This is a genomic window from Tatumella ptyseos (assembly GCF_030552895.1).
Classification (GTDB): domain Bacteria; phylum Pseudomonadota; class Gammaproteobacteria; order Enterobacterales; family Enterobacteriaceae; genus Rosenbergiella; species Rosenbergiella ptyseos_A.
The window spans coordinates 2,978,227-2,999,063 of record NZ_CP130649.1; the positions used below are offsets into that span (position 1 = coordinate 2,978,227).

The following is a 20,837-nucleotide window of genomic DNA, read 5'->3' on the forward strand; positions in this document are numbered from 1 at the left end:
TAATATTGAGTTACTGGAGGCAATGATGGCGGTATGGTGTACAGGAAAAATTATTGAGGTTAAGGCGTGGACCGACACCCTTTTTAGTTTAATTGTCGACGCGCCCATCGCGCCCTTCACTGCGGGCCAATTTGCTAAACTTAGCCTGACTATTGAGGGTGAGACCGTGCAGCGAGCTTATTCCTACGTCAATGCGCCGAGCGAAACTCCTCTTGAATTCTACCTTGTCCATGTTCCTGAAGGACGTCTAAGCCCTGCGCTCTTATCACTGAAACCCGGCGACGAAGTACTGGTGACGGAAGAGGCTGCTGGATATTTTGTATTAGAAGAAGTGCCCGACGCAAAAGAGTTATGGATGATTGCGACGGGGACTGCGATAGGCCCTTACCTCTCTATTTTAGCGCAAGGCGAGGATCTCGACCGTTTCGAGACGATTATCCTCGTCCATGCCGCCCGTTATGCAGCCGACCTCAGTTATGTACCTTTATTCAAAGAACTCCAACAACGCTATGGCAACAAGTTGCGTATACAGACCGTGGTTAGTCGAGAAGAGTCTGCGGACAGTTTGCGAGGTCGTGTCCCAGCATTACTGGATAACGGTACATTAGAAGAGGCGGTAGGGACTCGCATCTCCGCGGAACAGAGCCATGTGATGATCTGTGGTAATCCGGAGATGGTGAGAGAAACACAAAAGTATCTTAAAGAACAGCGAGGGCTACGTAAGCATCTTCGTAGAAAACCCGGTCATATCACCAGCGAACACTATTGGTAAGGGGCCCGCATGCGATACGCCGTTTATGTTTCCCTAATACTTCTTAGCTGCACAGCGGCCAAGCAGGTTAATGCACAACCCGTATCGATGCCATTACCTGAGACCGCCCCATACCTGTCGCCCGATGCTCCCACCTTTGAGCTAACGATCACTCAGTTTCGCCAACAATTCAGCCAGCAATTTCCGACCACACCTCTGCAAGAATTTCGGGCGATTAAAACGGGCTCGATGCAGAAACTGGTCACCATTGCCGCGACTAAAATCAGTGAAACAGTTTATGCCTCCACCGTATTGGAAGTTGGCACGGCAAAAATAAAATCGATACAGCTCACTTGGCTACCGGTACCGGGAAATCAAGCCAATGCATCGCGCCAGCAAGCGATGAGCTATATCACCAATATCATCCGCTTTTTCTCACCGCAATTTACCGACAAACAGAGTCGAGAACATCTGGAACAATTACTGACAGTGGGAAAAGGTAAAGCCTATACGCTATCGAATGAGGGCGCAGTACGGTATATTTTATCTGATAAGGGCGAAGGGGGTATGACCTTTGCCGCAGAACCGGTTAAATTGATACTCAGTGAGACCAAATGATCCGCCGGTTTGTGATCCTACGCAAGTTGGGGGCTTCAACACGGTTTATAGTGAACTTAGACGCTATTACCCCTGCGTAATAGCATTTTACTCAAGCGCGTAATGCGGAGGAAAGCATGCGACATCCATTAGTCATGGGTAACTGGAAGCTTAACGGTAGTAAACAACTTACAGCAGACTTAATCAGTGGTCTACGCACAGCCCTTGCAGAAGTACAGGGATGTAAAGTCGTTGTCGCCCCACCAGCTCTATATCTGGCTCAAGCCGCTTCTGCCGTCGAAGGAAGCGATATTGAGGTCGGAGCGCAAAATATCGATGTGAACCTTTCAGGTGCGTTTACGGGTGAGACCTCTGCAGAAATGCTGAAAGACTCAGGCGCTCGTTACGTTATTCTGGGTCACTCAGAACGACGTACCTATCACCACGAAACCGATGAACTCGTTGCTGAGAAATTTGCCATTGTAAAACAGCAAGGCCTCATCCCCGTTTTATGCATTGGCGAGACGGAAGCAGAAAATGAAGCGGGTAAGACCGAAGAAGTCTGTTCACGTCAAATTGATGCCGTTATCAAAGCACAAGGTGTTGAAGCCTTCACTGGTGCTGTGATTGCTTATGAACCCGTATGGGCCATTGGTACCGGAAAATCAGCTACACCTGCGCAAGCACAAGCTGTACATAAATTTATTCGTGACCATATAGCCAAACAGAGCCGTGAAGTGGCCGAACAAGTCATTATTCAATACGGTGGTTCCGTTAACGATAAAAATGCGGCCGAGCTATTTGGTCAGCCAGATATCGACGGTGCTCTAGTCGGCGGTGCATCGTTGAAAGCGGATGCTTTCAGTGTCATCGTTAAAGCGGCTGCGGCGGCTAAAGCTTAATGGCAATCAGTATCGCAGCTTAGCTGCGATACTGATTTCACACTGCGTGGCATTGATGGTCTTGCAGTTCTTCAGCAGAACCTAGTACTCCCTTCACCCAATCCGTGCGTAACACCAATACCACTAATCGTCCATCCGCAAGCACCGTAACCGCTATCCCTTCTCGACCACTGCTTGGGTCAATGTCGGGTAGCTCCGTAAATACCCGCTGAAATAACGAACGAGCATTAAGTTGCTCGAGTGACAGTGTACGTACCCAATAGGAATGGTTAAGTAAGGAAAGCGGCTGCCACTTATCCGTCAACGTTGCCTGCTTTTCCGCTAGGCGCTGTCGAATATCACCCCGCAGGCAGGACATATGAATGTGCAGCTGATTTTGTGTTCTTCCCCACTTCGAATTAATCGCCAAAGAAAGTAAGGTGCTGGGAATAGGCTTCTCCAAGTGCTGGTTTAGCTGCGGCATCAATGACCATGCTAATGAAAAATAATTCGGTGTCGTTGGGGCTAATAACTTTTCACTCTCAATTCCCGAAACCTGATCGGTTGGAATCAATAAATATTGAGCAATACCGACTTTATCTTTTAGCAGAGCATAGCCTTGGGAAAGGTTAACCTGTTGGCAAGGCGTTGGCCTATGTTGTTGCTGTTGATGGGGAACGCATTGACGAGAGACTATTTGCCACAATGCATCGCTATTGCTGTGAAGCGAATATCCCCGCCATACGCCATACACCACAATACTCACAACACTGACTATGCAGACCCTTTTTACGACTTGCCAATTCATCTCTATTATTCCGCCGAGAAACCTTATCTCAGTTTACGACTTCTCGGCGAAATGTCAGGGACTATTGCGGCTTCATAATCTGATCGTAGGTCCCGCCATCACTGAAATGTGTTTTTTGTGCATTCGACCAGCCGCCAAACTTCTCTTCAACTGTAAACAGATGGAGAGGCTTGAACACAGCAGAGTACTGTTTCTCGACCGCTTTATCTCGAGGTCGATAATAGTTTTGCGCAATGATTTGTTGTCCTTGCGGAGAATAGAGGTATTTCAGATAGGCCTCTGCTACCGGACGGGTACCTTTCTCGTCCACGACTTTATCCACGAGGGAAACCGTCGGTTCGGCGAGGATAGACTCTTTCGGGGTAATAATTTCAAACTGATCTTTTTTCAGTTTATTGACCGCCAAGTAGGCCTCATTTTCCCACGCGATAAGCACGTCACCAATGCCCCTCTCGACAAAGGTATTGGTAGCCCCTCGCGCGCCAGAATCTTGTACTTGGACATTTTTATATAATGCTCTAACGAAGGCTTCTGCTTGTTTGGCATCACCATGATGGCTATCTAACGCGTAACCCCAGGCAGCAAGATAATTCCAGCGTGCTCCACCCGACGTTTTAGGGTTTGGTGTGATAACGTTTACGCCAGGCTTAATCAAGTCATTCCAATCATGGATCCCTTTTGGATTGCCTTTACGCACTAGAAAAACGATTGTCGAGGTATAAGGGGCTGAATTATCGGGAAGCCTTTTTTGCCACTGCTTATCGATACGCCCTCGTTGCGCGATCGCATCGACGTCAGATTGCAAAGCGAGGGTGACAACATCGGCACGAATACCATTGATTACCGAAGTAGCTTGTTTACCCGATCCACCATGTGACTGACGGACAACAACGTTGTCACCCGTTTGCTGCTTATAGTAAGCCGAGAAAGCTTTATTGTACTGCTCATAAAACTCCCTCGTTGGATCGTAAGAAACATTTAACAACTGAAAGTCTTTTGCTAGTACGCTAGCAGAGACCATCAGCAGTCCTACCCCGAGTTGCCACTTTTTCATAGTCACCCCTTATCGTTTAATACCCGTAGAGTGACATGAGATCCTGCAGAGTTTAAAGAATAAAAAGTGTATTTTTATATCTCAAAAGCATATAGCAGCCGAGTGCTAGTAAAGCCGTTTAGCTGTCGCCATGAGATCGCCACGGAAAGGTCTACGCATATTTTCGATAGCATCGATAATATCATGGTGAACCATCCGATCGTTCTGGACTCCCACACAGCGACCGCCAAAGCCTTGTAGCAACAAATCTACTGCATAAGCGCCCATACGTGACGCGAGAATACGGTCAAAAGCACAAGGGGCACCGCCACGTTGGATATGCCCTAATACTGTGGCGCGCGTCTCTCTTCCTGTCTCTTTCTCAATATACTGAGCAAGTTCAGCACAGTCGCAGATTAACTCTGTAATCGCGACGATCGCATGTTTCTTACCTTTTTTTAGACCAGCGCGAATTTCTGCGACCAATTCTTCACGGGTATAAGGGATTTCGGGAAGCACCACGTACTCACAACCCCCTGCAATTGCCGCCGAAAGGGTAAGATCACCACAATGGCGTCCCATGACTTCGACAATTGAAATGCGTTGGTGTGAAGAGGAAGTATCACGTAGACGATCAATAGCTTCAACGACAGTTTCGAGGGCGGTTTGATAACCGATCGTATAATCCGTGCCCGCTACATCATTATCGATAGTACCTGGTAATCCAATACAAGGGAATCCCATCTCAGTCAGACGCTTCGCTCCCATGTAAGACCCGTCCCCGCCGATAACGACTAAGGCGTCTAGACCGCGCTTGCGCATATTCTCAATCGCAATTTGTCGTACCGCTTCTTCCTTAAACTCAGGAAACCTGGCAGAGCCAAGAAAGGTTCCGCCGCGGTTAATGACATCCGAAACACTATAACGATCTAAGCTCAACATCCTGTCTTCATATAAACCAAGGTAACCATCATAAATGCCAAATAATTCTAAACCTTCAGCAAGACCAGCCCGCACAACGCCGCGAATTGCAGCATTCATGCCTGGGGCGTCTCCCCCACTGGTCAATACACCGATTTTTTTGATCATAGCAACCCCTGGATAATGAATAAAAGATGCAAGGCAAATGAAAAGCATTGGCCCAGTCCGCCTACGCCGACCGGGCCAAAATTATAATATAACATACCCAATAGCTAGATTTGATATAGGTCATCGAAACTTGCCACTGTCGGGTAATGCTATCGGTCCTAAAACCGCTTAGAAGGTATAACGCATGCCTATGCTCGCCATGAGTGAGGTATTTTCTATACCCGCACTGTTTTTTGACGAACCAGAGGTACCTTCTTCACGATCATGATAACGACCCGTTCCTTTTCGATTAAAGGTGCGTCCCCAAGTTCCTTCAAGATAAACCTTGGCATTATCGGTGAGATAATAACCGCCATTAAGCGTTAAGGACGTTGATTTTTGTTTTGTGACTAACGATGTGAAAGTGGTATCAACGGCATGATGATCGTCAACATCCGAAGCTCGTCCCCAAGCACTGTACTTAAACCCACCGCCCACTTCCCACTGTTGGTAACGGTAAGAAGCTAGAAGACCAATATAAGGGGTTTTATACGTCTGTCGATACGAAATACCCAATAGATCATCAGGAGCCTGACCAATTTGAGCACCGTTGTTATAGTTATAATTGCCACCGTAGGCACTAAAACGATAACGCGTTTGCTGATAACCGCTGACCACACCAATTCGCGCAGCGTCATTCGATAAAAGCCAATACTTCACATTTAGATCGAATTGATTCGAGCGGTTCAAATAACTTCTAGGATGATGACTTTTCGAGGTCCAACTTTTTTGGTCTTCATCTTCCCAATCATAGTCATTCATCATACCACCACGTTTCGAAAACGTGGTCCATCCTGAAAGGCCGAAGGAAAGTTTAGGGAGTACCCGCCACTCCACTCCAGCATTGAGGACTGGAGCATTACGTACACGCCAATTTAATTGGCTGTCTTTGTGGCCGTTCGTTGGATCATAAAGACGTTCTTTGGTGGTTGTAGAAAGCATTCCTACACCAACATCCACCGAAACATCGTCCCAAGAAGGACGGAATTGATCACTGGCATAAACATTGCCGATCAGATTACTACCAATTAAAACGATAACTGCGCGATTAATTTTACTCATTATTATCTCATCCTTGTTGATATAAATCCTTTATATTCAAACCATTAATATGAATTACCACAACTAATTTCTGCGTGGCGTTTACTCTTTATTTAGCTAAATTTTATTTATCAACGCCGTTTTTATCTCTCACTTTTGACCTGCTAACTCGCTCAACAACAACAGAATCCGTTCCCTCCTCTCATCGCCTGACAGTCAGAATAAAACGCTTAATTGTTCAAAAACCCTCCCTTTTTCTCTACTTTTTAGACAAAAGACTGCTTCATTAGCAAAGGCTGTGTATAATGGCTCAGATATTGTCCCCGCTCTTTATCTAATCCAAGAAGACTATGGCCCAAGGTACGTTATTTATTGTTTCCGCTCCCAGTGGCGCGGGTAAATCGAGTTTGATCCAAGCGTTGCTGAAAACCCAGCCGCTCTATGACACTCAGGTTTCTGTCTCTCACACCACACGAAATATCCGTCCGGGAGAAGTGCACGGTGAGCATTACCACTTTGTGACAAAAGAAGAATTTACCGCGATGATCGCGGAAAATGCTTTTTTCGAGCATGCACAAGTGTTTGGAAACTATTACGGCACTTCCCGTCATGCTATCGAACAAGTGTTGGCAACGGGCGTGGATGTTTTCTTGGATATAGACTGGCAGGGTGCTCAGCAAGTTCGTCAACAAATGCCTGGCGCGCGGAGTATCTTTATTCTCCCCCCTTCCCAAGACGAACTCGATCGCCGTTTACGTGGCCGAGGTCAAGATGACGGTGACGTCATCGCGTCTAGAATGGCCAAAGCGGTTGATGAGATGAGCCATTACGCCGAATACGATTATCTGATCGTCAATGACGATTTCGATCTCGCGCTGTCCGACCTTAAGACTATCATCCGCGCTGAACGCTTACGGATGCATCGTCAAAAGTCTCGACATAGTGCGCTTATTAGCAAATTATTGGCAGACTGAATTCGCTTCAGTATCATGCCTTATCTATACCCGATCAGTGGAGTAATACCTATATGGCACGCGTAACCGTACAAGATGCAGTAGAACAAGTTGGCAACCGTTTTGACTTAGTGTTGGTCGCTGCACGCCGCGCTCGTCAATTACAAATCGGTGGCAAAGATGCATTAGTCCCCGAAGAAAATGATAAGCAAACCGTTATCGCTCTGCGTGAAATCGAAGAAGGTTTAATTACTAACAGTATTCTTGATGTCCGTGAGCGCCAAGACCAGCACGAGCAAGAAGCGGCTGAACTACAAGCCGTCAACGCTATCGCTGAAGGCCGTCGTTAATTCTTATAGTGAAGGTAGCCCTTGTATCTGTTTGAAAGCCTTAACCAACTGATTGAAAAGTACCTGCCTGAGGAGCAAATTTTGCGACTCAAGCAGGCTTATCTCGTCGCGCGTGATGCTCACGAAGGACAAACTCGTTCGAGTGGTGAGCCGTATATCACTCACCCAGTAGCCGTTGCTTGCATACTGGCAGGAATGAAGCTGGACCATGAAACTCTCATGGCCGCGTTACTGCATGACGTGATTGAAGACACCGCCGTCACCTATCAAGAAATTGAGCAGTTATTTGGTGAGAGCGTTGCAGAGTTGGTGGAGGGGGTTTCTAAACTGGATAAATTAAAATTCCAGGATAAGAAAGAAGCCCAAGCAGAGAACTTTCGCAAAATGATCATGGCGATGGTGCAAGATATTCGCGTGATCTTAATTAAACTGGCTGACCGTACCCATAACATGCGTACGCTCGGCTCGTTGCGCACCGATAAACGTCGTCGTATCGCGCTTGAAACCCTCGAAATTTACAGTCCGCTTGCCCATCGTCTCGGTATCCATCATCTAAAAACGGAATTGGAAGAACTTGGTTTTGAAGCCTTGTATCCCAACCGTTACCGTGTGATCAAAGAAGTCGTTAAGGCGGCACGCGGCAACCGTAAAGAGATGATTCAGCGTATTTTGAGTGAGATAGACGGCCGTTTACAAGAAGCAGGCATCCCTTGTCGCGTCAGCGGACGCGAAAAGCACCTTTACTCTATTTACCGTAAAATGCACCTGAAAGAGCAGCGTTTCCATTCCATTATGGATATTTATGCCTTTCGCGTCATCGTTAAAGATATCGATACCTGTTACCGCGTCTTGGGGCAAATGCATAGCCTATTTAAGCCGCGCCCAGGGCGAATGAAAGACTATATCGCCATTCCGAAAGCGAACGGCTACCAATCGCTGCATACCTCGATGATCGGCCCACACGGTGTTCCTGTTGAAGTCCAAATTCGTACTGAAGATATGGATCAGATGGCTGAAATGGGGGTCGCTGCACACTGGGCCTATAAGCAGCAAGGTGAAAGCGTTACTACCGCTCAGTTACGCGCGCAACGCTGGTTACAGAGCTTAATTGAACTACAACAGAGCTCAGGTAACTCCTTTGAATTCATCGAGAGTGTGAAGTCGGACCTGTTCCCAGATGAAATCTATGTCTTCACCCCAGAAGGCCGCATCGTTGAACTACCGGCCGAAGCGACACCTGTCGACTTCGCCTATGCGGTTCATACCGATATTGGTCATGCTTGTGTGGGGGCGAGAGTGGATCGTCAACCTTATCCGCTGTCACAACCGTTGACCAGTGGACAAACCATTGAAATTATTACCGCACCAGGCGCCCGCCCTAATGCGGCCTGGCTGAACTTCGTCGTCAGCTCCAAAGCGCGCGCTAAAATTCGTCAACTCCTTAAGAATCTTAAACGTGAAGATTCAGTATTACTGGGTCGACGCTTACTCAGCCACGCACTAGGTGGTAGTAAAAAGCTGGCTGAAGTTCCGCAAGAAAGTATTCAGCATGAGCTGGAGCGTATGAAGCTCGCCAGCTTTGACGATCTACTGGCTGAAATCGGTCTGGGTAATGCAATGAGTGTCGTTGTGGCAAAGAACCTTCTTCCACAATTGGAATCTCATGACACTACCACCAGTACCCATTCAAAACGCCACAAGCTTCCCATCAAAGGGGCTGAAGGCGTATTGATTACCTTCGCAAAATGTTGTCGTCCTATTCCTGGTGATCCGATCTTGGCCCATATTAGTCCTGGAAAAGGGCTAGTCGTACACCACGAATCCTGCCGTAATATTCGTGGTTTTAGTAAAGACGCTGAGAAATTCATGCCGGTTGAGTGGGATACCCATACTGAACAAGATTTTATCGCCGAATTAAAAGTCGATATGTTTAATCATCAAGGGGTATTAGCTAACTTAACCGCCGCGATTAACCAAGAGCGTTCCAATATTCAGAGCCTGAATACCGAAGAGCGCGATGGCCGGGTTTATACCGCTTATCTACGACTGACGGTACATGATCGCGTTCATTTAGCTAACATCATGCGTAAATTACGGGTGATGTCAGATGTCATTAAAGTCCAACGTAATCGTAACTAGTTTATGAATGCTCAACGGCTTGCTCGAATTCAGGAAATGTTGGCGAGGCGTCAGCCAGACCTCACTCTGTGTCTCGAGCAAGTCCATAAGCCGCATAATATTTCAGCGATTATTCGTACGGCTGATGCGATCGGTATTCATGATATTCATGCCGTATGGCCAGAAGAGCGGATGCGAACTGCAGTTTCCTCTTCAGCAGGCAGCAATAATTGGGTCAATGTCCACACCCATGACAGTATTGAGCAGGCCGTCGCTGACTTCACGTCGCAGTCTATGCAGGTCCTCGCGACCAACTTGAGTGATAAAGCGGTTGATTTTCGAGAGATCGATTACACCAAGCCTACTTGTATCATCGTGGGCCAAGAAAAAACGGGCATCAGTGATCAAGCGCTCGCCCTGGCTGACCACCATATTGTCATCCCTATGCTCGGAATGGTGCAGTCGTTGAATGTATCAGTGGCCGCGGCCTTAATCTTGTACGAAGCTCAACGCCAACGTCAGGTTGCAGGCTTATATCACCGCGACTACAGCGATATAGACCCACAAGAGCAGCAACGACTACTATTTGAAGGGGGTTACCCTACTCTGGCTCGGGTCGCTAAACACAAAGGCTTACCCTATCCGCATATTGATTCCGATGGAAATATTCGTGCCGATCAAACGTGGTGGGACAGTATGCAGGCCACGAGAAAACGATGAAAGGCCGCCTACTTGATGCCATTCCGCTCACTACCCTGACCGGTGTTGGTGCCAGCCAATCCGCTAAATTAGCGAAAATCGGCCTCCATACGTTACAAGATTTACTGTTACATCTGCCCTTACGTTACGAAGACCGTACGCATCTCACCGCCATTAATGACTTACAAGCCGGTTCACACACCACCGTCTGTGGAGAGGTGCTGCATAGTGAGATCACCTTTGGCCGTCGACGTATGCTAGTTTGCCAAATCAGTGACGGTACCGGAACGCTAACAATGCGGTTTTTCAACTTCAATGCGGGGATGAAAAATGGCTTGGCGACGGGTAAGAGAATCATTGCATGGGGTGAGATCCGACGCGGGCAGCGCGGCCCAGAAATTATCCATCCTGAATATCGTCAGCAGGACGAGCAACAATCCATTACCCTGCAAGAGACCTTGACCCCGGTTTATCCGGCTACCGACGGTATCCGTCAAGCCACGCTGCGTAATTTAACGGATCAAGCTCTGGTCTTGCTGCAACATAATCCTATTCAGGAATTACTGCCCCAAGAACTTTGCCGTAGTTTGCTGTCCCTGACTGAAGCATTACAGCTATTACATCGCCCGCCTCCGGAGATGCAATTAGCCGATGTCGAGCTGGGTCGTCATCCTGCACAATTGCGACTCATTACCGAAGAGTTATTGGCACATCAGCTCAGCATGTTACAGGCACGGGCTGGGGCGCAGCAATATCGTGCATTATCCTTCAAACCCGATTATCGTTTATCGGCACAACTGTTAAGTCAGCTGCCTTTTACGCCGACCGGCGCTCAGCAGCGAGTCGTCAAAGAGATCGAACAGGATTTAGCACATCCCTATCCGATGTTACGTCTGGTACAAGGTGATGTAGGATCGGGGAAAACCTTGGTGGCCGCCTTGGCTGCATTACAAGTGATTGCCGCCGATCAACAAGTCGTAATGATGGCCCCTACCGAGTTACTCGCCGAGCAGCACGCCCATAATTTCCGGTCATGGTTCGAACCACTTGGCATACAAGTCGGCTGGCTAGCAGGAAAACAGAAAGGGAAAGCACGTGCTGCAGAACAAGAGCGTATTGCCCGCGGCGAAGTACAAATGGTGGTAGGAACTCATGCCCTCTTCCAAGAACATATTCAATTCCAACATCTGGCACTGGTCATTATTGATGAGCAGCACCGTTTTGGTGTTCATCAACGCCTCGCGCTGTGGGAAAAGGGCCAGCAGCAAGGTTTCCATCCACATCAATTGATTATGACGGCAACACCTATTCCACGTACCTTGGCAATGACCGCGTATGCCGACCTTGAGACGTCGACCATTGATGAGCTACCGCCTGGACGTACCCCAGTCACGACAGTGGCCATTCCAGATTCACGCCGTAGCGAGATTATTTCCCGGGTAGAGAAAGCCTGTGCTGAAGGACGACAAGCTTATTGGGTCTGCACCTTGATAGAAGAATCAGAGCAGCTCGAAGCGCAAGCCGCTGAGAACACCTTGGTCGAACTTCAAGCTGCTTTACCCACAATGCGTATCGGTTTAGTGCACGGCAGAATGAAACCGGCTGAAAAACAGCAGATTATGCAACAGTTTAAAGGTCATGAACTGGATCTCCTGATTGCCACAACCGTGATTGAAGTGGGCGTAGATGTGCCTAATTCAAGTTTAATGATTATTGATAACGCCGAGCGTCTTGGCTTAGCCCAGTTGCACCAGTTGCGCGGACGTGTCGGTCGTGGTGCTGTCGCCTCCCATTGCGTTTTATTGTATAAACCCCCTCTCAGTAAGACTGCGCAAAAACGTTTGCAAGTCCTGCGTGATACCAATGATGGATTCGTCATCGCTCAACATGACCTGGAAATTCGGGGCCCGGGTGAACTACTCGGCACCAAACAAACCGGCAACGCAGAATTTAAAGTCGTAGATTTGGTACGCGACCAACGCTTAATCCCGGAAATACAACGTATTGCTAAACATCTCCACCAGCATTACCCCGAACAGTCGAAAGCATTGATTGAACGATGGCTACCCGCTAAAACCTTATTCAGTAATGTTTAAGCCTCTAATACTGTTTTTAGGCTAAGCAATCGTTTGCAATCATAATCGACTCCATTAAAATTGCCCCTTTTATGACTCTGCCAGAGAAAAAATATGTCTGCCGAACGTGTCGAACCGACTGAAAACCCGTCACCCGCTCCGCGTAGCGAGTTAATCTTTCCGCTGGAAGCTCGTCCTCCGCTTCCACAAGCCATATTTGCCGCCTTACAACACTTACTCGCCATGTTCGTGGCAGTGATTACGCCAGCACTTCTCATCTGTAAGGGCTTAAATTTACCGGCTGAAGACACACGACATATTCTCAGTATGTCGCTGTTTGCTTCCGGTATTGCCTCTTTATTACAGATTAAGACTTGGGGGCCCATCGGCTCAGGCTTATTATCGGTGCAGGGCACTAGCTTTAACTTTGTCTCACCACTGATCATGGGTGGACTGGCCTTAAAACAAGGCGGGGCAGACACCTCTCATATGATGGCGGCGCTCTTCGGTACACTGATGCTCGCCTCCTGTACCGAAATGATCATTTCACGCATACTCCCTTACGTTCAGCGAGTTATTACCCCATTAGTCTCGGGGATTGTGGTGATGATTATCGGCCTTTCACTGATACAGGTTGGCTTGACCTCTGTCGGGGGGGGATTCAGCGCGATGGCTAACCATAGTTTCGGATCACCAACCAATTTGCTGCTAGCCGGTGTCGTGTTGTTGACCATCATCTTGCTTAATCGCCAAAAAAATCCTTATCTAAGAATTGCCGCGCTTTTTATTGCCATGCTAATCGGTTATATCCTTGCTTGGGCGATGGGGGTGCTACCGAGCGCATTACCGAGCGCAAGTCATCCACTCGTCATGTGGCCACAACCATTACGCTATGGCTTACAGATAGATTGGAATCTATTGCTCCCCCTCATGCTGGTCTTTATGGTGACCTCGCTGGAAACCATTGGAGATATTACTGCAACCTCTGATGTCTCAGAGCAACCCGTAAAAGGCCCGCTTTATATGCAGCGTCTTAAAGGTGGAGTCCTCGCTAACGGAATCAATAGCTGCGTTTCCGCACTGTTTAACACCTTTCCAAACTCTTGCTTCGGACAAAATAATGGGGTGATTCAACTGACCGGCGTCGCGAGCCGTTATGTCGGCTTCATTGTTGCGATAATGCTTATGCTGTTAGGGCTTTTTCCTGCGGTCAGTGATATTGTACAAAATATCCCCGAACCAGTACTCGGTGGTGCAACCTTGGTGATGTTTGGAACCATTGCGGCCTCAGGCGTGCGTATTGTGGCTCGGGAAACCTTAAATCGTCGCGCGATCATGGTGATGGCATTATCTTTAGGGATTGGATTAGGGGTTTCGCAACACCCAGAAATTCTTCAGTTTGCGCCTGAATGGCTACGTACACTCTTTTCCTCAGGTATCGCTGCAGGTGGTGTCACGGCTATCGTGTTAAATCTGATTTTGCCTCGCGAGGAATAAGTCAAATTATGCGACTGATTATTGATCCAGATAGTCAGTCGTCTTTATGCTCCTTGAGCTGACAGTGATTTTAAGGCATAACCTACCGTTCGCCCATCATTAGGAAACGTCGATGAAGTTACTCGTTAAATTGCTGCTCTCTCTCGTAGTACTGCTTATCGTGCTAGTAAGTCTCGGCTATGCCACCTTACGCAGCCATTGGGGAATCTCTGCAGCATGTCGCTGGATCAGTGATGCAACGCCTTACCATTTATCGATTGAGCGACTTTCCCATGACTGGTCGCACCCTTTAACTTTTACGATTGATAAAGTCACCTTCGGCGAAGATGGCCAACCGGCATTACTTATTGCCGGTAAGCTTTCCTTATCATTTACCCCTCGCCAGTTTTTCAATCCCGCACACTTTTCACAGATTACGGTTCAACAAGGCACACTGATCCTGAGTAATTTAACCCCTGACGCGACACTCCCAATCAGCGCCGATCGCTTAGCGCTTCAGGAGGTAAAATTATTAAACCCTTATCCAACCAATTGCCTCTCTGCGACGCGTATCAACGGGATATTATCGCCTTGGGTGCCAAGTCAACAGGCAGTACTCGGGAAAAGGTTTAGTTTTTCTTTCGCGGCGGAAGGTGTACATGTCGCGCATCAACAGTTCGATAAGCTGGTTGCTCAGGGCGATAAAGACTTACATCGTTTAAACGTGACGAAGCTATCGGGTGAAGTTGACCGTGGGACGTTCGAAGGACAATTAACGCGTTCAGAGGAAGGCCAGTGGTCAATTCCCCGACTACAACTTAATAATATTCGTTTTCAAACCGATAAACGGTTGGCTGATCTGATGGGAATAAACAATGTCACTCAGGTCACGGTAAAAGATCTAGCACTCAATCATCTCAGCATTGTAGGCCCAGACTGGGTTATCAATGACCTGAATATCAATGGTCAAAACCTTACCAATCACGCAATGTTCGCCGGCCACTTAACCGCTGATGCTGAGAGCATCATTCTTGGAATTGAAGAATGGTCCCAACCTCATCTAAAGCTGACGGCTACGCAGGGGAATATTACTCTCGACCAATTTGACGCAGGGTGGGCGAAAGGAACGGTCTCCGCCCAAGGCCAGTGGCAAAGCAAAACTGGCGCGATAAATGTCGATAAGTTATCGCTTAGCAATATTCGCTATACGCTGCCTGCCGGATGGCGTCAGTTTCTGACGACACCTCTCCCGCAGGCTATTCGCTCCCTCACACTGCATAATGTTAATGTAGATAACGGCCTATTCATTGATATCAACCCTGTCTATCCCTTCCAGATGACCGCGACACACATTACAGGCACTGAGTTAAAGATTGCACAACAACATCAGTGGGGGCTTTGGGCGGGGAATGCGGAGTACTATGCCGCTGCAGCAACGTTTAATCGCCAAGATGTGCGAGCGCTATGGTATAAACTCAATGCGACTCAGGACAGGTTGAGTATTGAAGATATTAAAGGATTAGTACAAGAAGGACCTGTGGTCGGCCGCTTCGATATTTCCCAAGCTCCCACACACCCTTTTGAACTTTCCCTGCGGGGCGAAAAAGTTCCTTATGGCGCATTCACACAGTGGTTCTGGCCACAACCTCTGTCAGGGCAAGGTAACTTTACTCTTCAGCTTAAAGGAAATCTGCCTTCACTTACCGCACCACCCTCTTCATTACGGGGGGCATTTACTACCCCGAGTTTTAGCCAGCAGGTTGGCGCGGAGTAAAGATTAAGGTAACAAGCTCTGCTTGTTACCTTAGTTCCCGTTAATGGGGCGCTGAACCACCCTCTTCCAAGGGTTTCTCCGCTTCAGCGGGTAACACAAGGTAAACGCCTTGGAATACCGCACCTTGATGATGCTCATCACTAAGCGTAACGTCTAAACTTACCCTCGCCTTACGACCACACGCCAATCGGTCTAAGTCACCTTTTAGCGATCCCAAATCGGCACTGGCTGTCGGACGTCCTTGTAAGGGTTGGCTGTAACGGATATGGGCATCCGCCAAGACGATAGTTCCTCCCAGTTTCCGCTCTCTTAGTAGTAACCAGATTAGTCCCCAACCCGTTAAGGTTGCCAAAGAAAATTGGCTTCCTGCAAAGAGAGTATGATGCGGATTTTGGTTACCGGTTTCCGGCATGGTCGTCATAAACTTCTGACCGGTATATTGCTGGATACGTACGCCCATTTTTTCACTTAACGGGATATGCTGATACCAGGCTTGTTGTAACTGTTCACACCAATCAGCACGATGAAGAATATCATCCATTGACGCCATCGGCTTAATCATCAAAAAGTGACGAATCCGAGTGGTCTGCGAAGTTGTCACACGACCTTGATTGATATAACCGAGCTGAGCAAAAAACTCGACAGCATCTTCTCTCGCGCTACAGGTAACCCGTTTAACCCCCTCTTGGCGCGCTACCGACTCCAAAGTCATGATCAGTAATCTCCCTAACCCTTTACCACGTAGTTCCGGGGAGACGGCGAGAAATCGGATGGACGCCTCGTTATCGCCACTAATGGAAAGCCGTCCAACGCCTACTACATTATTTTCATCATCAACCAACATTTGGTGATGTGCCGTGGTATCCCAAGCATCCTGTTCCGAACCCGGCGGCTGATTTAAGGGCTTGCGTAGCATCTGCCAACGAAACTGGAAATACTCGGCAAGATCACTGGCCGTTTCAGGAACGCGTAATTGGTACATTTAGTCGCTCTCCTTCAACACTGGAGCCAGAAAGTTACTGGACCATCATTCGTTAACGATACCTGCATCTCTGCAGCGAACTGCCCATTCTCTGTTTTAATACCTATTTCTCGACAGTAGTCACTGAAATACCGGTACAGCTCACGGGCTCTGTCAGGAGAGGCACCTTTAGAAAAAGAGGGACGCATCCCTTTTTGCGTATCAGCAGCAAGCGTGAACTGTGAAACAACCAATAACTCGCCTTCAGCTTGTTGTAGGTTAAGATTCATCTTTCCTTGTTCATCACTAAAGACCCGGTAATTCACGACTTTCTCGGCTAACTTACGGGCCTTAGCTTCATCATCATCCTTTTCAATACCGAGCAGGACAAGAAGCCCCCCGGCAATCTTACCGACCACGCTCCCTTCAACACTGACGTGGGCCGCTGAAACACGTTGAATTAATGCAATCATGAAATATCCGCTTCTTGTTGACGCTGACGACGAAGTTTACGGTAGTGCTCAAGCGAGACAGTAATCTCTGCACCGAGTAACACAATACACCACGTCCAATAGACCCAAAGGAACAGCATGGGAATCACGGCAAGCACGCCGTAAATAAGCTGGTAGGCGGGAAACATCGTCACGTACAGCGTAAAAACTTTTTTACCAATCTCGAATAATACCCCAGCAACTAATGCCCCAATTAACGCATCTTTACCCGCCACATTACAGGTGGGTACCACACTAAACAGTAGCCAGAAGGCAAGCCATGAAAGAAGTAAGGGAAAACTTCGCAGCACTAATTGAATGATCTCGCTAATACCGGGCATATTCAGCCATTGCGGTGAAAGCAAATAGGAACTGAGCGCAATACTTGCTCCAGCGAGTAAGGGCCCCAGTGTTAGGATCATCCAATACACCGCAAACGAGAAAACAAGCGGTCGCTTGCGCGAGCTGCGCCAAATACTGTTTAACGCGCTATCGATGGAGAACATCAATAATAATGAGGTAAAAATAAGGCCAATCGCACCGAATACCGTCATGCGATGGACATTGACGACAAAACGGTCAATGTACTCTTCAATCACATTTCCCGTCGTGGGGACAAAATTTCGGAAAATAAAATGTCGGATCTCACCACTAATATCATTGAAGACCGGAAAGGCGGAAAAGATAGCGAAAATTACCGTCACAAAGGGGACTAGCCCTAATAATGAAACAAAGGTGAGATTTCCCGCTTGTACTGTCATGTTGTCATCGTTAATTCGCCGCCAAAGTACGCCTAACCAGCGAAAGAACGAACGTGTCCTGAGTTTTACCCGCATAAATAATTGGCTTCCCTACGAAAAATGACTGGTACCTTGAATGGCCGCTTCTAACCCTTCAACGTCCTGATAAAGATGAGTGTTGATCCCTAACTGTGTGGCCGCTTCAATATTTTCAAACAGGTCATCAACAAAGAAAGCGTGTTCAGGCGCAACGCCCTCTTCTGCCAATACGTGGTGAAAAATTGCCGTATCCGGTTTACGTAACCCAATACGATGAGAGAAATAGCTTTGGTCGGCGGCCGCCAGTAACTCAGGATACTGCTGCGCCAAAAATTCGGTATGTATTTGATTAGTATTGGAAAGGAGGACGACACGATGTCCCTCTGTACGCAATTGCTGAATAAGCGTTAACACGGCTTGATTAACGCCGGTAAAAATTGCTTGCCAGCCACTGACAAATTGCGGATAGCTGAGATTTACCTCCAACTCGTCACACAGTGCCTCAGCAAATTGTTCATCCGATATTTCCCCCCGCTCATGGCGCTCAACCTGTGGCCCGAGCTGGAAGTGTTGTTGAACATGCGCAAGCGGGGTACCGCTTAGGTTACTCCAGACGCCTAAAGCACGGGTGAAGTCGAGATTAACGATAACGTTTCCCACATCGAAAATATATAACATTGCGTCTCTCCCGTAAGTTTTACTTATCTACACTATAAAGCCGACCTTCCCATTCTACCAATCGAGTTTTGGAAAATTGATCGCGTTTTGCGCCGAACATTCGACAGGCTAAACGCAAGGTAAAAAAAAACCTGAACCAGATAGGTCTGGTTCAGGTTTAGCTCAATACTCAAAACTGAGAATTAAGACTCTTTACTACCACGCGATGCACGTTTACGGTCATTTTCAGTTAAATGACGCTTACGGATACGAACAGAGACAGGTGTGACTTCAACTAATTCGTCATCATCGATGAACTCAAGCGCTTGCTCAAGGCTCATTTTGATTGCTGGAACCAGTGTTGTTGCTTCATCAGTCCCTGACGCACGCATGTTAGTCAGTTTCTTACCGGTTAAGCAGTTAACCGTCAGGTCGTTAGAACGTGAGTGAATACCGATGATTTGGCCTTCATACACTTCCGCACCGTGCCCTAAGAATAGCTTACCGCGGTCTTGCAGGCTGTACAGGGCAAATGCTACTGCTTTACCTTGACCGTTAGAGATCAATACACCGTTTTGACGTTGACCCACTTCACCTGGACGCATATCGTCGTAGTGACTGAAGGTTGAGTACAGTAGACCTGTACCTGAAGTCATGGTCATGAATTCGTTACGGAAACCAATCAATCCACGGCTTGGGATAACGTAGTCTAAACGTACGCGGCCTTTACCATCTGGATCCATGTTTTTCATGTCGCCTTTACGCTCACCCATCGCTTGCATCACAGAACCTTGGTGCTGTTCTTCGATATCAAGGGTCACGTTTTCGAATGGCTCTTGTTTACGTCCATCAATTTGACGGAAGATAACTTTAGGACGAGATACTGCCATCTCGAAGCCTTCACGACGCATGTTTTCGATCAGTACCGATAGGTGAAGTTCACCACGGCCTGAAACACGGAACGCATCAGCATCTTCAGTTTCTTCAACGCGTAAAGCAACGTTGTGTACCAGCTCTTTCTTCAGGCGGTCAAGGATTTGACGTGAAGTCACGTACTTACCTTCTTTACCACAGAATGGAGAGGTGTTTACACAGAAGAACATGCTAACAGTTGGTTCATCAACGCTCAGCGCTGGCAGGGCTTCAACTTTCTGAGTATCACAGATAGTGTCAGAAATGTTCAGCTCACCTAAACCAGTGATTGCAATGATATCACCCGCTTCCGCTAAATCAGATTCGATACGCTCAAGACCTAAGTGGCCCAGTACTTTACCGACTTTACCGTTACGAGTTTTACCTTCGCTATCGATAACCGTAACCTGTTGGTTAGGTTTGATTTTACCGCGCTTGATACGGCCGATACCGATAACACCTAAGTAGTTGTTGTAATCAAGTTGCGAAATCTGCATTTGCAGCGCTCCATCTTGATCAACATTAGGAGCAGGAACGTGTTTTACGATCGCTTCGTACAGTGGCGTCATATCTTCAGCCATGTCTGCGTGATCGTCGCCCGCAATCCCTTGGATTGCAGAAGCGTAGATAATTGGAAAATCTAGTTGCTCATCTGTCGCGTCTAAGTTAACGAACAGATCGAAGACTTGGTCAACCACCCAATCAGGACGCGCGCCCGGACGGTCAATTTTGTTGATAACAACAATTGGTTTTAGACCATGAGCAAACGCTTTCTTCGTTACGAAACGGGTCTGTGGCATAGGACCATCAATCGCATCAACGACTAACAGTACGGAATCGACCATAGACATAACACGCTCAACTTCACCACCGAAGTCGGCGTGTCCCGGGGTATCAACGATGTTGATACGGTAATCATTCCACTTAATAGCGGTGTTTTTTGCGAGGATAGTAATTCCACGCTCTTTCTCCAAGTCATTGGAGTCCATCACACGCTCAGTCGCTTCAGTACGCTCGTCAAAGGTACCGGACTGTTGTAAAAGTTTGTCGACTAGGGTGGTTTTTCCATGGTCAACGTGCGCGATGATGGCGATATTACGCAATTTTTCGATCACAGCTTTGCCTCAGGCATTAGAAATAGCGCGCTATTGTACACGGATTAGGCGAAAGACTGAACACGATCAGACGATTCACAGCCCTTTTATGCAGTTTTTTTTTATGACTCAAGTTTATCGCCTTTTTTTGTGCAATTTCAGTGCAACATGACCACTCCTTATCCATAATGCACTGTTATGGATCATTAAAGTTGACCATATCGCCCTTTATTGGTGCAATGCCCTGTAATACGACAAG

General features: G+C 47.6%; 19 protein-coding genes. 10 read left to right on the top strand and 9 right to left on the bottom strand.

Features of this window, described 5'->3' with window-relative positions:
* The first annotated feature begins 25 nt into the window (after positions 1 to 25).
* From fpr to tpiA, 3 genes are all read left to right on the top strand, one after another.
* Entirely contained in the window at positions 26 to 772 is a 747-nt protein-coding gene (gene fpr / locus QJR74_RS14055) for a ferredoxin--NADP(+) reductase (protein WP_304374062.1), read from the top strand.
* Between the two features lie 9 nt (positions 773 to 781).
* Positions 782 to 1,369 (top strand): DUF1454 family protein, encoded by a 588-nt coding sequence (locus QJR74_RS14060; RefSeq protein WP_304372395.1) that lies wholly within the window; start codon positions 782 to 784, stop codon positions 1,367 to 1,369.
* 116 nt (positions 1,370 to 1,485) lie between these two features.
* On the top strand, positions 1,486 to 2,250 hold the full coding sequence (gene tpiA, locus QJR74_RS14065; protein WP_304372397.1) for a triose-phosphate isomerase: 765 nt from the start codon (positions 1,486 to 1,488) through the stop codon (positions 2,248 to 2,250).
* Positions 2,251 to 2,287: 37 nt separating this feature from the next.
* On the opposite strand, the gene QJR74_RS14070 is transcribed toward tpiA, so the two are convergent.
* The 4 genes from QJR74_RS14070 to QJR74_RS14085 form a co-directional block, all read right to left on the bottom strand.
* The gene (locus QJR74_RS14070) at positions 2,288 to 3,037 is read right to left on the bottom strand and encodes a CDP-diacylglycerol diphosphatase (protein WP_304372398.1); all 750 of its coding nucleotides are present in this window, start codon (positions 3,035 to 3,037) and stop codon (positions 2,288 to 2,290) included.
* Positions 3,038 to 3,098: 61 nt separating this feature from the next.
* The gene (locus QJR74_RS14075; protein WP_304372400.1) at positions 3,099 to 4,091 is read right to left on the bottom strand and encodes a sulfate ABC transporter substrate-binding protein; all 993 of its coding nucleotides are present in this window, start codon (positions 4,089 to 4,091) and stop codon (positions 3,099 to 3,101) included.
* 105 nt (positions 4,092 to 4,196) lie between these two features.
* Positions 4,197 to 5,159: a 6-phosphofructokinase gene (gene pfkA / locus QJR74_RS14080; RefSeq protein ID WP_048912990.1), complete on the bottom strand. Its 963-nt coding sequence runs from the start codon at positions 5,157 to 5,159 to the stop codon at positions 4,197 to 4,199.
* Between the two features lie 168 nt (positions 5,160 to 5,327).
* Positions 5,328 to 6,260 (bottom strand): omptin family outer membrane protease, encoded by a 933-nt coding sequence (locus tag QJR74_RS14085; RefSeq protein WP_304372402.1) that lies wholly within the window; start codon positions 6,258 to 6,260, stop codon positions 5,328 to 5,330.
* Positions 6,261 to 6,589: 329 nt separating this feature from the next.
* Between QJR74_RS14085 and gmk the strand changes: the two genes are divergently transcribed.
* The 7 genes from gmk (at position 6,590) to QJR74_RS14120 (ending at position 15,684) form a co-directional block, all read left to right on the top strand.
* Positions 6,590 to 7,213 carry a guanylate kinase gene (gene gmk / locus QJR74_RS14090; protein ID WP_048913034.1) on the top strand — a complete coding sequence of 208 codons (624 nt, stop codon included), beginning with the start codon at positions 6,590 to 6,592 and terminating at the stop codon, positions 7,211 to 7,213.
* Between the two features lie 53 nt (positions 7,214 to 7,266).
* Positions 7,267 to 7,542 carry a DNA-directed RNA polymerase subunit omega gene (gene rpoZ, locus QJR74_RS14095; RefSeq protein ID WP_304372403.1) on the top strand — a complete coding sequence of 92 codons (276 nt, stop codon included), beginning with the start codon at positions 7,267 to 7,269 and terminating at the stop codon, positions 7,540 to 7,542.
* 21 nt (positions 7,543 to 7,563) lie between these two features.
* Positions 7,564 to 9,681 carry a bifunctional GTP diphosphokinase/guanosine-3',5'-bis pyrophosphate 3'-pyrophosphohydrolase gene (spoT, locus tag QJR74_RS14100; protein WP_304372405.1) on the top strand — a complete coding sequence of 706 codons (2,118 nt, stop codon included), beginning with the start codon at positions 7,564 to 7,566 and terminating at the stop codon, positions 9,679 to 9,681.
* 3 nt (positions 9,682 to 9,684) lie between these two features.
* On the top strand, positions 9,685 to 10,380 hold the full coding sequence (trmH, locus tag QJR74_RS14105) for a tRNA (guanosine(18)-2'-O)-methyltransferase TrmH (RefSeq protein ID WP_304372406.1): 696 nt from the start codon (positions 9,685 to 9,687) through the stop codon (positions 10,378 to 10,380).
* Complete coding sequence (gene recG, locus QJR74_RS14110; protein WP_304372407.1) at positions 10,377 to 12,455, top strand: ATP-dependent DNA helicase RecG; 2,079 nt, start codon at positions 10,377 to 10,379, stop codon at positions 12,453 to 12,455. Before trmH ends, recG begins: the two co-directional genes overlap by 4 nt.
* Before the next feature lie 93 nt (positions 12,456 to 12,548).
* A complete protein-coding gene (locus QJR74_RS14115) occupies positions 12,549 to 13,931 on the top strand; it encodes a uracil-xanthine permease family protein (RefSeq protein ID WP_304372409.1) in 1,383 nt (460 codons plus the stop codon).
* 112 nt (positions 13,932 to 14,043) lie between these two features.
* Complete coding sequence (locus QJR74_RS14120; protein ID WP_304372410.1) at positions 14,044 to 15,684, top strand: hypothetical protein; 1,641 nt, start codon at positions 14,044 to 14,046, stop codon at positions 15,682 to 15,684.
* A gap of 40 nt (positions 15,685 to 15,724) precedes the next feature.
* Here the strand turns inward: QJR74_RS14120 and fabY are convergent, their stop codons facing one another.
* The 5 genes from fabY to typA form a co-directional block, all read right to left on the bottom strand.
* Complete coding sequence (gene fabY, locus QJR74_RS14125) at positions 15,725 to 16,666, bottom strand: fatty acid biosynthesis protein FabY (RefSeq protein ID WP_304372412.1); 942 nt, start codon at positions 16,664 to 16,666, stop codon at positions 15,725 to 15,727.
* Positions 16,667 to 16,680: 14 nt separating this feature from the next.
* On the bottom strand, positions 16,681 to 17,118 hold the full coding sequence (dtd, locus tag QJR74_RS14130) for a D-aminoacyl-tRNA deacylase (protein WP_304372413.1): 438 nt from the start codon (positions 17,116 to 17,118) through the stop codon (positions 16,681 to 16,683).
* On the bottom strand, positions 17,115 to 17,972 hold the full coding sequence (locus QJR74_RS14135; RefSeq protein ID WP_304372415.1) for a virulence factor BrkB family protein: 858 nt from the start codon (positions 17,970 to 17,972) through the stop codon (positions 17,115 to 17,117). The genes dtd and QJR74_RS14135 overlap by 4 nt, the downstream gene beginning before the upstream one ends.
* A gap of 15 nt (positions 17,973 to 17,987) precedes the next feature.
* Positions 17,988 to 18,593, bottom strand: coding sequence for an HAD-IA family hydrolase (locus tag QJR74_RS14140; RefSeq protein WP_304372417.1), 606 nt, complete (start codon positions 18,591 to 18,593; stop codon positions 17,988 to 17,990).
* Between the two features lie 182 nt (positions 18,594 to 18,775).
* The gene (gene typA, locus QJR74_RS14145; RefSeq protein WP_304372418.1) at positions 18,776 to 20,599 is read right to left on the bottom strand and encodes a ribosome-dependent GTPase TypA; all 1,824 of its coding nucleotides are present in this window, start codon (positions 20,597 to 20,599) and stop codon (positions 18,776 to 18,778) included.
* Between the last annotated feature and the right edge of the window lie 238 nt (positions 20,600 to 20,837).